This window comes from Streptomyces sp. NPDC058964 (genome assembly GCF_042741275.1).
Taxonomy (GTDB): Bacteria; Actinomycetota; Actinomycetes; order Streptomycetales; family Streptomycetaceae; genus Streptomyces.
In genome coordinates this window covers 29,615-42,397 of the sequence record NZ_JBHYKH010000015.1, presented here as the reverse complement: position 1 = coordinate 42,397, position 12,783 = coordinate 29,615, and the positions used below count along the sequence as shown (strand labels likewise).

Here is a 12,783-nt window from a genome sequence, read left to right as displayed (position 1 = left end):
CGGCCGCCTCTGACATTGTTTTAAACGCCCCCGCCCCCCAAGCGGCCCCCGCCGTTCTCTCAAGCGGTGTGTCCCAGACGTCGAAAGCCGTCTCAGACGTTGAAGCCGAGCGCGCGCAGCTGCTCGCGGCCGTCGTCCGTGATCTTGTCGGGGCCCCACGGCGGCATCCAGACCCAGTTGATGCGCAGCTCGCTCACCAGGCCGTCCGTGGCGGACTTGGCCTGGTCCTCGATGACGTCCGTCAGCGGGCAGGCCGCCGAGGTCAGGGTCATGTCGATCGTCGCGATGTTCGCGTCGTCGATGTGGATGCCGTAGATCAGGCCGAGGTTGACGACGTCGATGCCCAGCTCGGGGTCCACGACGTCATACAGGGCCTCGCGGAGTTCCTCCTCCGAGGCCGGCTTGGTCTCCACGGTGTCGCTCATGCCGTCTTCCTTTCGGCGTCGGCCCCGCCCAGGGCCTGGGCCGTCGCGTCCTTCCACGCCATCCAGCTGAGGAGGGCGCACTTGACCCGGGCCGGGTACTTGGAGACACCGGCGAACGCGACCGCGTCCTCCAGGATGTCCTCCATCACGTCGTCGGGCTCGAGCTTGCCCTTGGACTGCATCAGCTCCAGGAAGGTCTCCTGGATCTTCTGCGCGTCCGCCAGCTCCTTGCCGACGAGGAGTTCGTTCAGGACGGAGGCCGAGGCCTGGCTGATGGAGCAGCCCTGGCCCTCGTACGACACGTCCTCGATCGTCGTGCCCTGGTACTTCACACGAAGGGTGATCTCGTCGCCGCACGTCGGGTTCACATGGTGCACCTCGGCGTCGCCATTCCTCAGACCACGCCCGTGCGGGTTCTTGTAGTGGTCCAGGATGACTTCCTGGTACATCGAATCCAGCTTCACGGTTTCAGCACGCCCTTCAGCCGAAGAAGTTCCGTACGTGCTCCAGTCCGTCGACCAGAGCGTCGATCTCGGCCGGCGTGGAGTACAGATAGAACGACGCTCGCGTGGTCGCAGGAATTCCGTAGCGAAGGCAGACGGGCCGCGCGCAGTGGTGGCCGACGCGGACCGCGATGCCCTGCTCGTCGAGGACCTGGCCCACGTCGTGCGGGTGGATGTCACCGAGCGTGAAGGAGATCGCCGCACCCCGGTCCTCGGCCGTCGTCGGGCCGATGATCTTCAGGTCCGGCACCTCGGTGAGCCGCTTCACGGCGTACTCGGTGAGCGCGTGCTCGTGGGCGAGGATCTTGTCCATGCCGATCGAGTTGAGGTAGTCGATCGCCGCGCCCAGGCCGACCGCCCGGGCGATCGGGGGCGTGCCCGCCTCGAACTTGTGCGGTGCCGGGGCGTACGTCGACGAGTGCATCGACACGGTCTCGATCATCTCGCCGCCGCCGAGGAACGGAGGCAGGTCCTCCAGCAGCTCCTGGCGGCCCCAGAGGACGCCGATGCCGGTCGGGCCGCACATCTTGTGGCCGGTGAAGGCCACGAAGTCGGCCTGCAGGGCCTGCACGTCCAGCGGCATGTGCGGCGCGGCCTGCGAGGCGTCGATGCAGACCAGCGCACCGACCTCCTGGGCGCGTCGGACTATGGCCTCGACCGGGTTGACCGTGCCCAGGATGTTGGACACCAGGACGAAGGAGACGATCTTCGTCTTCTCCGTGATGATCTCGTCGATGTTGGAGAGGTCGAGGCGGCCGTCGTCGGTCAGCCCGAACCACTTCAGCTTCGCACCGGTGCGCTGCGCGAGCAGCTGCCACGGAACGATGTTGGAGTGATGCTCCATCTCCGTGATGACGATCTCGGTCTCGCGGTCCACACGGTAGGGCTCGTCGGCCCAGCCCAGCATGTTCGCCACGAGGTTCAGCGACTCGGAGGCGTTCTTGGTGAAGATCACCTCGTCGCGGCTGGGCGCGTTGATGAACGCGGCGACCTTGTCGCGCGCGCCCTCGTACAGCGCCGTGGCCTCCTCGGCGAGCACATGCACACCGCGGTGGACGTTGGCGTTGTAGCGCTCGTAGTACTCGCTCAGGGCGTCCAGCACCTGGCGCGGCTTCTGCGACGTCGCCGCGTTGTCCAGGTACACGAGCTTCTTGCCGTCGTGGACCAGTCGGTCCAGGACGGGGAAGTCCTTGCGGATCGCCTCGGTGTCGAGGAGGCCCGGCAGCTGTGTCACGCGGATGCGCCACCCTTCACGTATGCCTCGTAGCCCTCGTTCTCCAGCTTGTCGGCGAGCTCGGCGCCGCCGGACTCGACGATCCGGCCACCGGAGAACACGTGGACGTAGTCGGGCTTGATGTAGCGCAGGATGCGCGTGTAGTGCGTGATCAGCAGGGTGCCGACCTCGCCGGTCTCGCGGACGCGGTTGACGCCCTCGGAGACGATGCGAAGGGCGTCGACGTCCAGACCGGAGTCCGTCTCGTCGAGGATCGCGACCTTCGGCTTGAGCAGCTCGAGCTGGAGGATCTCGTGGCGCTTCTTCTCACCGCCGGAGAAGCCCTCGTTGACGTTGCGCTCGGCGAAGGACGGGTCCATGTTGAGGCGCTCCATGGCCTCCTTGACCTCCTTCACCCAGGTGCGCAGCTTGGGGGCCTCGCCGCGCACGGCGGTGGCGGAGGAGCGCAGGAAGTTGGAGACCGACACGCCCGGGACCTCGACCGGGTACTGCATCGCCAGGAACAGGCCCGCGCGGGCGCGCTCGTCGACGGACATCTCCAGGACGTCCTCGCCGTCGAGCAGCACGGAGCCGCCGGTGATCGTGTACTTCGGGTGACCCGCGAGCGAGTAGGCGAGGGTCGACTTGCCCGAGCCGTTGGGGCCCATGATGGCGTGCGTCTCGCCCTGCTTCACGGTGAGGTCGACGCCCTTGAGGATCTCCTTCGTGGCGTTGTCGGCCTCGACGGTGACGTGCAGGTCTCGGATTTCAAGCGTTGCCATGGGTGCCTCAGGACTCCTGGGTGAGGGAGACGAGCACGTCGTCCCCTTCGATCTTTACGGGGTATACGGGGACGGGGCGCGTCGCGGGAAGGCCGGACGGCTTGCCGGTGCGGAGGTCGAAGCTGGAGCCGTGCAGCCAGCACTCGATCTGGCAGTCCTCCACCTCGCCCTCGGAGAGCGACACGTTCGCGTGGGAGCAGATGTCGTGGATGGCGAAGACCTCGCCCTCGGTCTTGACGACCGAGACCGGCGTGCCGTCGAGTTCCACCCGCTTCGGGGTGTCCTCCTCCAGCTCGCTCAGCCCGCAGGCGCGTACGAACGACGTCATGCGACCGACGCCTCCAGCTCCTCTTCGATCTTGGCGAGCAGGCGCTCCTCGATGTCCGCGACACCGATCTGCTGGACCAGCCCGGCGAAGAAGCCGCGGACGACGAGGCGGCGGGCCTCGTGCTCCGGGATGCCGCGGGCCATCAGGTAGAAGAGCTGCTCGTCGTCGAAGCGGCCGGTGGCGGAGGCGTGTCCGGCGCCGACGATCTCGCCGGTCTCGATCTCCAGGTTGGGCACCGAGTCGACGCGGGAGCCGTCGGTCAGGACCAGGTTGCGGTTCATCTCGTAGGTGTCCGTGCCCTCGGCGCTGGCCTCGATCAGCACGTCGCCGATCCACACCGCGTGCGCCTCGTCGCCCTGGAGCGCGCCCTTGTAGACGACGTTCGACTTGCAGTGCGGGGCGTTGTGGGTGACCAGGAGACGGTGCTCCTGGTGCTGCCCGGCGTCGGTGAAGTACACGCCGAGCAGTTCGGCCTCGCCGCCGGTGCCCGCGTAGGTGACGCGCGGGTGCAGCCGGACGAGGTCGCCGCCGAAGGTCACGACGACCGACTTGAAGGACGCGTCGCGCCCGATGAGGGCGTTGTGCTGGGCCACGTGCACGGCCTTGTCGTCCCAGTCCTGGACGGAGACGACGGTCAGCTTGGCGCCGTCGCCCAGGATGAAGTCGACGTTGGCTGCGAGCACGGCGTCACCGGTGTGGTCGATGACGACGACGGCCTCGGCGAAGGCGCCCAGCTCGATGACCTGGTGGCCGAAGGCGACGCCGCCCTCGCCGTGCACGGCGATGCGGATCGGCTCGGTGAGCACCGTCTCCTTGGGGACGGTGACCACGCCGGCCTGCTCGAACGCCGAGTACGCCTGGGCGGCGACGCGGTCCACCGGGGTGCCCGCCCTGCCGATCCGCGCGTCGTCGCGGCCCACGGTCTCGACGGTCACGCCCTCGGGGGCCTCGACGGCGACCTTCACGCCCGCGCCGTTCGCGACGGCGGTGCCGTCGTGCAGGCCGCGCAGGCGCTCCAGCGGCGTGAACCGCCACTCCTCCTCGCGGCCGTGCGGGACCGGGAAGTCCGCCACGTCGAAGGACGGGGGCGCGCTCATGCGCGTGGCGACGGTCGACTCGGCGGCCACCGCGATCTGGCCCGCGGTGGTCGAGCCCAACGGTGGGGGTCCCCCCTGGCCGAGCGGAGTCGAGGGCTTGGGGGAGTTCTGAGCCTCAGCCATGGCTGTCGGTCTGCTCGCTTTCTTACGTGAGTGGCTTGATGGGACCGGCGGTGGCGATCAGCCGACCGCGCCTTCCATCTGGAGCTCGATCAGCCGGTTGAGCTCAAGGGCGTACTCCATGGGGAGTTCCTTGGCGATCGGCTCGACGAAGCCGCGCACGATCATCGCCATCGCCTCGAACTCGGACAGACCGCGGCTCATCAGGTAGAAGAGCTGGTCCTCGGAGACCTTGGAGACGGTCGCCTCGTGGCCCATGGACACGTCGTCCTCGCGGACGTCCACGTAGGGGTAGGTGTCGGAGCGGGAGATGGTGTCGACCAGCAGCGCGTCGCAGAGCACGTTGGACTTGGAGCCCGCGGCGCCCTCGCCGATCTCGATCAGGCCGCGGTAGGAGGTGCGGCCGCCGCCTCGCGCCACCGACTTGGAGACGATGTTGGAGGAGGTGTTCGGCGCCATGTGGACCATCTTGGAACCGGCGTCCTGGTGCTGGCCCTCGCCCGCGAAGGCGATGGAGAGGGTCTCGCCCTTGGCGTGCTCGCCCATCAGGTAGACGGCCGGGTACTTCATCGTCACCTTGGAGCCGATGTTGCCGTCGATCCACTCCATGGTCGCGCCCTCGTAGGCGACGGCGCGCTTGGTGACCAGGTTGTAGACGTTGTTCGACCAGTTCTGGATGGTCGTGTAGCGGCAGCGGGCGTTCTTCTTGACGATGATCTCGACGACCGCGCTGTGCAGCGAGTCCGACTTGTAGATCGGGGCCGTGCAGCCCTCGACGTAGTGCACGTAGGCACCCTCGTCGACGATGATCAGGGTCCGCTCGAACTGGCCCATGTTCTCCGTGTTGATACGGAAGTAGGCCTGGAGCGGGATCTCCACGTGGACGCCCGGCGGCACGTAGATGAAGGAGCCGCCCGACCACACGGCGGTGTTCAGCGACGCGAACTTGTTGTCACCCGCGGGGATGACGGTGCCGAAGTACTCCTTGAAGAGCTCCGGGTGCTCCTTCAGGGCGGTGTCGGTGTCCAGGAAGATGACGCCCTGCTCCTCCAGGTCCTCGCGGATCTGGTGGTAGACGACCTCCGACTCGTACTGCGCGGCGACACCGGCGACGAGGCGCTGCTTCTCCGCCTCCGGGATGCCGAGCTTGTCGTAGGTGTTCTTGATGTCCTCGGGCAGGTCCTCCCAGGACTCCGCCTGCTTCTCCGTGGAGCGCACGAAGTACTTGATGTTGTCGAAGTCGATGCCCGACAGGTCCGAGCCCCAGTTCGGCATGGGCTTCTTCTCGAAGAGCTTCAGGCCCTTGAGGCGCAGCTTCGTCATCCACTCCGGCTCGGACTTCTTCGCCGAGATGTCCCGGACCACGTCCTCGCCCAGACCACGCTTCGCAGAGGCGCCGGCCTCGTCGGAGTCGGCCCAACCGTATTCGTACTTGCCCAGACCCTCGAGTTCGGGGTGGGCAGTCTCCGTGGGGAGAGTCATGCGGGGTTCCTCCCGGCCGTGCTTGCAGATGCGTCAGGTGAAATCTTGGGGATGAACGTCGTGCAGACGCCGTCGCCGTGGGCGATGGTCGCCAGTCGCTGGACGTGCGTTCCGAGCAGCTCGGCGAAGATCTCCGTCTCCGCCTCGCACAGCTGGGGGAACTGCTCCGCGACATGGGCGACCGGGCAGTGGTGCTGGCACAGCTGCTCGCCGACCGGTGCGCTGCGCGCCGTAGCAGCGTACCCGTCCACGCTCAAGGCCTTGGCCAGTGCTTCGGCGCGCTTGTCGGGGGTGGCGCCCTCGACGGCCTTGCGGTACGCGCCCGCCTGCGCGGCGATCCGGGCGCGGGCGAAGGCGGCGACCGCCTCCTGGCCGCCCTCCCGCTCGGCGATCCAGCGGAGCGCGTCCGCGGCGAGCTTGTCGTACGACTGGTCGAAGGCGTCGCGTCCGCAGTCGGTGAGCGCGAAGACCTTGGCGGGGCGGCCGCGGGTGCGCGTGCCGTACACGCGCTGCTCGCGGGCTTCCACGACGTCGTCGGCGGCCAGCGCGTCCAGATGCCGCCGTACGGCGGCCTGGGTCAGGCCCAGCCGCCCTGCGAGCTCGGCGACGGTCGACGGTCCGTGGTCCAGGATGGACCGCGCGACGCGGTTGCGCGTGGAGCGCTCACCGGTCACGAGCTCCTCGTGAGTGGCCCCCGAGGGGGTCTCCCGAACCTCGCCGACGTTTTTCACAACGCCATTGTTGCGTAATTCTTCAGAGCCTGACAAGCCGCGCCGTTCCGCCCCGGCGGTGCCCTGCATCACTTAGGTATACCTAATCCGACCTGCGGAAACGATCTTCGGTCGGCCAAACCGGTGGCAGCGTCCGAGATCTTCGGGAACACTCCCGAACCATGCCCACACCCGCCCCGACCGGCCCCCTTGTCACCCGCGAGACGCTCGCCGCACAGCTGCGCACACTGGGCGTCGAGACCGGTGAGACCCTGCTGGTCCACTCCTCGCTCAGTTCGCTCGGCTGGGTCTGCGGTGGTGCCGTCGCGGTCGTCCAGGGGCTGCTCGACGTCCTCGGCCCGGACGGCACCGTGGTCGTCCCCACCCAGTCCGGCGACGTGTCGGACCCGGCCCTGTGGGGGAACCCGCCGGTGCCCCGGCAGTGGTGGGAGCGGATCCGGGCGAGCATGCCCGCCTACGACCCGTCGATCACCCCGTCCCGCGGGGTGGGCGTGATCCCGGAGACCGTGCGCACCTGGCCGGGCGCCCTGCGCAGCGCCCATCCGCAGACCTCCTTCGCGGCCCTCGGACGGCAGGCACCGGAGATCGTCCAGGGCCACTCCCCCGACTGCCGGCTCGGCGAGCGCAGCCCCCTGGCCCGGCTGGAGGAGCGGGGCGCCCGGGTACTGATGATCGGCACCGGCTACGACACCTGCACCAGCTTTCACCTGGCCGAGTACCGCATACCCGCCCCGCTCGTCCCGGTCGGCCGGCCGGCTCCCGGAGGCGGCTGGGAGGAGGTGACCGAGGTGTCGATCACCTCGGAGCGCTTCGACGAGCTCGGCCACGACTTCGAACGGGACCGGCCCGTCGTGCGCGGGAGGGCGGGAGCGGCCGAGGCACGGCTGTTCCCCGTGGCCGCCGCGGTCGCCTACGCGGAGCGGTGGCTGCCCCTGCACCGTCCCCGTGCGGAGGAGTTCCTGCACCCGCCCGTCTGAGTGACGGAACACCTACCTAGACTCTGGACCCATGCGAAGTGAGCCCGTGGTCCAGGTCCAGGCCCTGGTGAAGCGGTACGGCACGAAGACCGCGGTGAACGGCCTCGACCTGGTGGCCCAGGCGGGAGTGACCGCCGTGCTCGGTCCCAACGGGGCGGGCAAGTCGACGACGGTCGAGACCTGCGAGGGGTACCGGAAGCCGGATTCCGGCACGGTGCGCGTCCTGGGCCTCGACCCCGTCCGGCACTCCGCCGAGCTGCGGCCCCGCATCGGCGTGATGCTCCAGTCCGGCGGCGTCTACTCGGGCGCGCGGGCGGACGAGATGCTGCGCCACGTGGCCCGGCTGCACGCGCATCCGCTGGACGTCGACACGCTCGTCGAACGGCTCGGCCTCGGCAGCTGCGGCAGGACCGGCTACCGGCGGCTGTCCGGCGGGCAGCAGCAGCGGCTGGCCCTGGCCATGGCCGTGGTGGGCCGCCCGGAGCTGGTGTTCCTGGACGAGCCGACGGCCGGTCTCGACCCGCAGGCCCGCCGGGCCACCTGGGACCTGGTGCGCGACCTGCGCGACGACGGCGTCTCCGTGATCCTCACCACCCATTACATGGAAGAGGCCGAGCAGCTCGCCGACGACGTCGCGATCATCGACGCGGGCAGGGTGATCGCCCAGGGCTCCCCCGAGGAGCTGTGCAAGGGCGGCGCCGAGAACACGCTGCGCTTCACCGGCCGCCCCGGCCTCGACGTCAGCTCCCTGCTCAAGGCGCTCCCGGCCGACTGCACGGCCGCCGAGCTGACACCGGGCTCGTACCGGGTGGTCGGCAAGGTCGATCCGCAGCTGCTCGCGACGGTGACCTCGTGGTGCGCCCAGCACGGGGTGATGCCGGACCGGATCTCGGTCGAGCGGCACACACTCGAAGACGTGTTTCTGGAGCTGACCGGCAAGGAGCTGCGCTCGTGACCACCGCGGGTACCTACACCCCCAAGCCCGGCGCGGCCCCGCTGCCCCGCATGATCGCGGCACAGGCGGCGCTGGAGACGAGGATGCTGCTGCGCAACGGCGAGCAGCTGCTGCTCACCGTCGTCATCCCGACGCTGCTGCTCGTGCTCTTCAGCTCCGTGGACATCGTCGACACCGGCTCCGGCAAGGCCGTCGACTTCCTCGCACCGGGCATCCTGGCCCTCGCCGTGATGTCGACCGCCTTCACCGGCCAGGCCATCGCGACGGGCTTCGAGCGCCGCTACGGCGTGCTCAAGCGGCTGGCCTCGTCCCCGCTGCCCCGCTGGGGCCTGATGGCCGCGAAGACGGCGTCCGTGCTGGTCACCGAGGTTCTCCAGGTGATCCTGCTGACGGTGATCGCCCTCGCGCTCGGCTGGTCCCCGCACGGCAACCCGTTCGCCGTCCTGCTCCTGCTGGTCCTGGGCACGGCCGCGTTCTCCGGGCTCGGCCTGCTGATGGCCGGCACGCTCAAGGCGGAGGCGACGCTGGCCGCCGCCAACCTGGTCTTCCTGCTGCTGCTCGTCGGCGGCGGTGTCATCGTCCCGCTGGACAAGTTCCCGCCCGGCGCCCAGGACGTCCTCGGGCTGCTGCCCATCGCCGCGCTGTCGGACGGACTGCGGGAGGTGCTCCGGCACGGGGCCGCGATGCCCTGGGGCGACCTGGGGATCCTGGCCGTGTGGGCGCTCGTGGGGCTGGCGGCGGCCGGCAGGTTCTTCCGCTGGGAGTGAGCCAGGGGCGAGCCGGTGTGACACGTTCGACGCAGACCCTCGTGAAAGCGTGCACAAGCAGCGCCCTACGATGGTGCACGTGCCAAAGCTGACCCGCGCCGACGCCGTAGCGGCCCTGCGCAACCCGCTCGCCCTCATCGCCGAACGCTGGACCCCGGCCCCCCGGACGGTCCGGCGGGCGGCCCTCGCCGCACTCGTCATGTCGGTGGTCATCGTGGTCACCGGCGGTGCCGTACGGCTGACCGGCTCGGGCCTGGGCTGCCCGACCTGGCCCACCTGCACCGACGATTCGCTGACAACCACCAGCGCGATGGGCGTCCACGGCGCCATCGAGTTCGGCAACCGCATGCTGACGTACGTGCTGTGCGCCGCCGTCGGCTGGGCGATCATCGCCGCACGCTCGGAAAAGCCGTGGCGGCGCAGCCTCACCCGGCTCGGCTGGGCCCAGTTCTGGGTGGTCATGGGCAACGCGGTGCTCGGCGGGATCGTGGTCCTGGTCGGCCTCAACCCGTACACGGTCGCGGCCCACTTCCTGCTGTCGTCGGCGCTCATCGCCGTCGCCGCGGTGATGTGGCAGCGCACCCGGGAGGGTGACGGGGCGCCGCGTCCGCTGGTCGGCAAGGCGGTCACACAGCTGGTGTGGTGCCTGGTCGTCGCGTCCGGCCTGCTCGTCGCGGTCGGCACGGTGGTCACCGGGGCCGGACCGCACGCGGGCGACTCCAGCGAGGTGGACCGGATCCCGATCGACTGGGAGACGGTCGCCAAGCTGCACGCCGTGCTCGCGTGGATCGTGGTGACGCTGACCTTCGCGCTGTGGTTCGTCCTGAAGGCGGTGGACGCGCCGAAGGGTCCGCTGGACCGGACCCGCGAGCTGTTCGTCGTACTGCTGGCCCAGGGCGTGATCGGCTATGTCCAGTACTTCACCCATCTTCCCGAGGCCCTGGTCGCCCTGCACATGCTGGGCTCGTCCGTGATGTGGATCTGGGTGCTGCGCGTGCTTCTGTCGCTGCGGGAGCGCCCCGAGGCGGTGGCGGACCTGCCCGGACCCGCGGCGGAGACGCCGGTCGGCACGCGCGCGTGAGTCACCCGTACGCCGTCACGAGCGCGTCGATGGCCGGTCCCAGATAGCTGCGGGTCAGCCCGCTCCTGCGGGCCGTCCACTCCGGGGCCGGCGGTGGCGGGTCCGAGTACCGGCGGCGCCGGATGTCCTCGACCACCTCGACGGGTGCCCCCAGTCCGGGCAGCAGGTCCAGGGACTCCCGCTTGGAGATGAGCCGCCCCTCGCGCAGGGTGACGGTCGCGCGGGCGAAGGTCATCAGCCCGAGGTCGACCCAGGCGTCCTGCTTCCACAGGTGCGGCTTGCGGACGGCCGGCCGCCAGAACTCCCGCTGGTCGCGCACGACGAAGTCGTCGAGTTCCCGGTCCGGGACCGGTGGGAGCAGCTCCGCCGGTGACCGTCCGTGCAGCACCCGCCCGAAGACGTGCAGCTCACGCCGGGTCACGGGGGTGACCGTCCGCCGCATCACCCGGTTGTGCGCCCAGGTCAGATGCTGGTGGTCCGCGTCGCCGAGCGTGGTCGTGGTCAGGTAGCTGCAGTGCAGCCCGGCGGCGAGCGGCTCGGCGCGCAGCGCGCGGTGCAGGACGACGGCCCTGCGTACGGTGCTCAGCCTCAGGGGGTGCTCCAGCACCGCGATGAGGTCCAGATCGCTGCGGCCCTCCTGGTAGTCGCCCCCGGCGAGCGAGCCGTGCGCCCAGACGGCGACGGGGGCGAGGACCGCGAGGCCGGTGAGAAAGCGGTCGAGCAGAGCGTCCGTCGGCATGGGCCCAGTCTGTACAGCTCAGGCGAGGCCGTAAACCCGCTGTGCGTTCCCCGCCGCGACCAGCCGGGCCACCCGTTGCGCGTCCGTCAGCGACCACGCCCCCTCGGCGACCCAGGCGCCCAGCACCCGCCCGAGGGCCTCGCGGAACAGCTGTGCGCCCACGACGTGCAGTTCGGGCAGCCCGTGGGCGCCGCTGGAGAACAGGACCTTGCCGAAGGGGGCCAGTTCCAGGATCTCGGCGAGGACCGTCGCCGCACGGGCGCCGGTGCGGGCGAGCGCGGCGCCGGAGTCGGCGAAGACGTGCGGGAAGACGCCGGCGAGATGGGCGGCGTGCCGGTGGTACGGATAGCCGTGCAGCAGGACCAGATCCGTGCCGAGACCCGCGGTGGCCCGTACGAAGTCCGTCAGCAGGACCGGGTCCGTACGGTCGATGCGCGCCCCCGGCTCACCGAGTCCGGCGTGCAGTTGCAGCGGCAGACCGGAGGCGACCGCGATCCACAGCAGGTGCCGCAGCAGCACCGGGTCGCTCAGCTCCCCGCCGACCCGGCGCCCGGCCAGCCACCGGCCCGCCGCGCCCCGTACCTCCCCCGGCCCGGGGGGTTCCGGCGCCAGCGCGAGACCGTGCCGCACGCCCGCCACGGAGGTGAAGGCGACGGCGTTCGCGGCGGCCCCGTGCACCGACTCGGCGAGGTTGGCGAGGAACGACTCGACGGTTCCGGAGGTGTCGGCGACCTGCTCGGCGAGGAGTTCCAGGCGCACGATCTCGCGGGCCTCGGCCGCGCCGGCGGAGGCCATCTCGGCGGGGCCCGTGAGGTCGCCGGGCAGCCCGGTGTCGACCAGATAGGTGGTGATCCCGGTACCGCGCAGCAGACGCCGGCCCGCCTCCAGCACGCCCAGCTCGCGGCGCCGGGCGAGGTAACGCGCGGGCGGACAGTGCGGCTCCAGGCCGAGCAGCGGGGGGCACCAGCGGCGTACGGCGAAGCCCGTCTGGGTGTCGAACAGGGTGGTACCGGCAGCGGGTGGCCCCTCGGTCCGGGCGAGCTGGGCCTCGAACGTGCCGAGGCCCAGTTCCGTCCTCAGTACGCCGTGGCAGTACTGGTCCACCAGGGACGGCGTTTCGATCATCCTGGCTCCCCGTCGACTGGACCTCGTCCTCTCTCAGGTCCTAACGGGTGAACCGGGTGTCAGGTGTTGCTCGGAGTGTCAGCTGTTGGCCGGACCGCCGACCTGGATCCCCGCCATCCGCTTCCACTCGTACCGGCCGGTCGTCACCTTGGCGGCGAACTCGCCGTCGAATGCCTCGTGGACGGTGATGCCGGCCTTCTCCACCGCCTTCTCGGCGATCGCGTAGCTGGGCGCCACCAGGTCGCCCCAGCCGCCGTCCTCGCCGACGAGCACGATGCGGGCGCCGCGCTCGCCGATGTAGGCCACCTGGCCCTCGGCGCCTCCGTGCGCCTTGGAGAAGGCGCTGATCTGCTGGGCGAGGCGCGCCACCTTGCGCTCGGCCTTCGGGTCAACCTGCTGCGTGTCTGCCATGGCCAGGATGCTACCGACGGGTAGCCGAAACGGCGACGGGTGGGGTG

The 12,783-nt window shown here is 70.2% G+C and carries 15 protein-coding genes; 4 read left to right on the top strand and 11 right to left on the bottom strand.

The features are described 5' to 3' along the window. Positions 1-92: 92 nt before the first annotated feature. The 8 genes from ACFW2E_RS03630 to ACFW2E_RS03595 are packed head-to-tail and all read right to left on the bottom strand — an operon-like array spanning position 93 to position 6,681. Entirely contained in the window at positions 93-425 is a 333-nt protein-coding gene (locus ACFW2E_RS03630) for a metal-sulfur cluster assembly factor (protein ID WP_384460764.1), read from the bottom strand. After that, on the bottom strand, positions 422-889 hold the full coding sequence (sufU, locus tag ACFW2E_RS03625) for a Fe-S cluster assembly sulfur transfer protein SufU (protein ID WP_384460761.1): 468 nt from the start codon (positions 887-889) through the stop codon (positions 422-424). Before sufU ends, ACFW2E_RS03630 begins: the two co-directional genes overlap by 4 nt. A gap of 16 nt (positions 890-905) precedes the next feature. Next, positions 906-2,162: a cysteine desulfurase gene (locus tag ACFW2E_RS03620; protein WP_384460758.1), complete on the bottom strand. Its 1,257-nt coding sequence runs from the start codon at positions 2,160-2,162 to the stop codon at positions 906-908. After that, on the bottom strand, positions 2,159-2,923 hold the full coding sequence (sufC, locus tag ACFW2E_RS03615) for a Fe-S cluster assembly ATPase SufC (RefSeq protein WP_384460755.1): 765 nt from the start codon (positions 2,921-2,923) through the stop codon (positions 2,159-2,161). Before sufC ends, ACFW2E_RS03620 begins: the two co-directional genes overlap by 4 nt. A gap of 7 nt (positions 2,924-2,930) precedes the next feature. Next, positions 2,931-3,251 carry a non-heme iron oxygenase ferredoxin subunit gene (locus ACFW2E_RS03610; protein ID WP_143637664.1) on the bottom strand — a complete coding sequence of 107 codons (321 nt, stop codon included), beginning with the start codon at positions 3,249-3,251 and terminating at the stop codon, positions 2,931-2,933. Further along, complete coding sequence (gene sufD, locus ACFW2E_RS03605; RefSeq protein WP_384460752.1) at positions 3,248-4,471, bottom strand: Fe-S cluster assembly protein SufD; 1,224 nt, start codon at positions 4,469-4,471, stop codon at positions 3,248-3,250. The genes ACFW2E_RS03610 and sufD overlap by 4 nt, the downstream gene beginning before the upstream one ends. Positions 4,472-4,528: 57 nt before the next feature. Further along, the gene (gene sufB / locus ACFW2E_RS03600) at positions 4,529-5,950 is read right to left on the bottom strand and encodes a Fe-S cluster assembly protein SufB (RefSeq protein WP_384460749.1); all 1,422 of its coding nucleotides are present in this window, start codon (positions 5,948-5,950) and stop codon (positions 4,529-4,531) included. Beyond that, a complete protein-coding gene (locus ACFW2E_RS03595) occupies positions 5,947-6,681 on the bottom strand; it encodes a helix-turn-helix transcriptional regulator (protein ID WP_384460746.1) in 735 nt (244 codons plus the stop codon). Before ACFW2E_RS03595 ends, sufB begins: the two co-directional genes overlap by 4 nt. Before the next feature lie 161 nt (positions 6,682-6,842). Here ACFW2E_RS03595 and ACFW2E_RS03590 point away from each other — a divergent pair, with 161 nt between their 5' ends. The 4 genes from ACFW2E_RS03590 (at position 6,843) to ACFW2E_RS03575 (ending at position 10,461) form a co-directional block, all read left to right on the top strand. After that, complete coding sequence (locus ACFW2E_RS03590) at positions 6,843-7,658, top strand: aminoglycoside N(3)-acetyltransferase (RefSeq protein ID WP_384460743.1); 816 nt, start codon at positions 6,843-6,845, stop codon at positions 7,656-7,658. A 31-nt stretch (positions 7,659-7,689) separates the two neighbouring features. Then, positions 7,690-8,613 carry an ABC transporter ATP-binding protein gene (locus tag ACFW2E_RS03585; RefSeq protein WP_384460740.1) on the top strand — a complete coding sequence of 308 codons (924 nt, stop codon included), beginning with the start codon at positions 7,690-7,692 and terminating at the stop codon, positions 8,611-8,613. Between the two features lie 50 nt (positions 8,614-8,663). Then, a complete protein-coding gene (locus ACFW2E_RS03580; protein ID WP_384460777.1) occupies positions 8,664-9,380 on the top strand; it encodes an ABC transporter permease in 717 nt (238 codons plus the stop codon). Between the two features lie 70 nt (positions 9,381-9,450). Continuing rightward, the gene (locus tag ACFW2E_RS03575) at positions 9,451-10,461 is read left to right on the top strand and encodes a heme A synthase (RefSeq protein ID WP_384460737.1); all 1,011 of its coding nucleotides are present in this window, start codon (positions 9,451-9,453) and stop codon (positions 10,459-10,461) included. A gap of 1 nt (position 10,462) precedes the next feature. Here ACFW2E_RS03575 and ACFW2E_RS03570 read toward each other — a convergent pair whose 3' ends face one another. The 3 genes from ACFW2E_RS03570 to ACFW2E_RS03560 all read right to left on the bottom strand — a co-directional run bounded on the left by ACFW2E_RS03570 (position 10,463) and on the right by ACFW2E_RS03560 (position 12,736). Next, positions 10,463-11,200 (bottom strand): nucleotidyltransferase, encoded by a 738-nt coding sequence (locus ACFW2E_RS03570; protein WP_384460734.1) that lies wholly within the window; start codon positions 11,198-11,200, stop codon positions 10,463-10,465. A gap of 18 nt (positions 11,201-11,218) precedes the next feature. Continuing rightward, on the bottom strand, positions 11,219-12,325 hold the full coding sequence (locus tag ACFW2E_RS03565) for an amidohydrolase family protein (RefSeq protein ID WP_384460731.1): 1,107 nt from the start codon (positions 12,323-12,325) through the stop codon (positions 11,219-11,221). A gap of 78 nt (positions 12,326-12,403) precedes the next feature. Continuing rightward, entirely contained in the window at positions 12,404-12,736 is a 333-nt protein-coding gene (locus ACFW2E_RS03560) for a hypothetical protein (protein WP_384460727.1), read from the bottom strand. Positions 12,737-12,783: the final 47 nt, after the last annotated feature.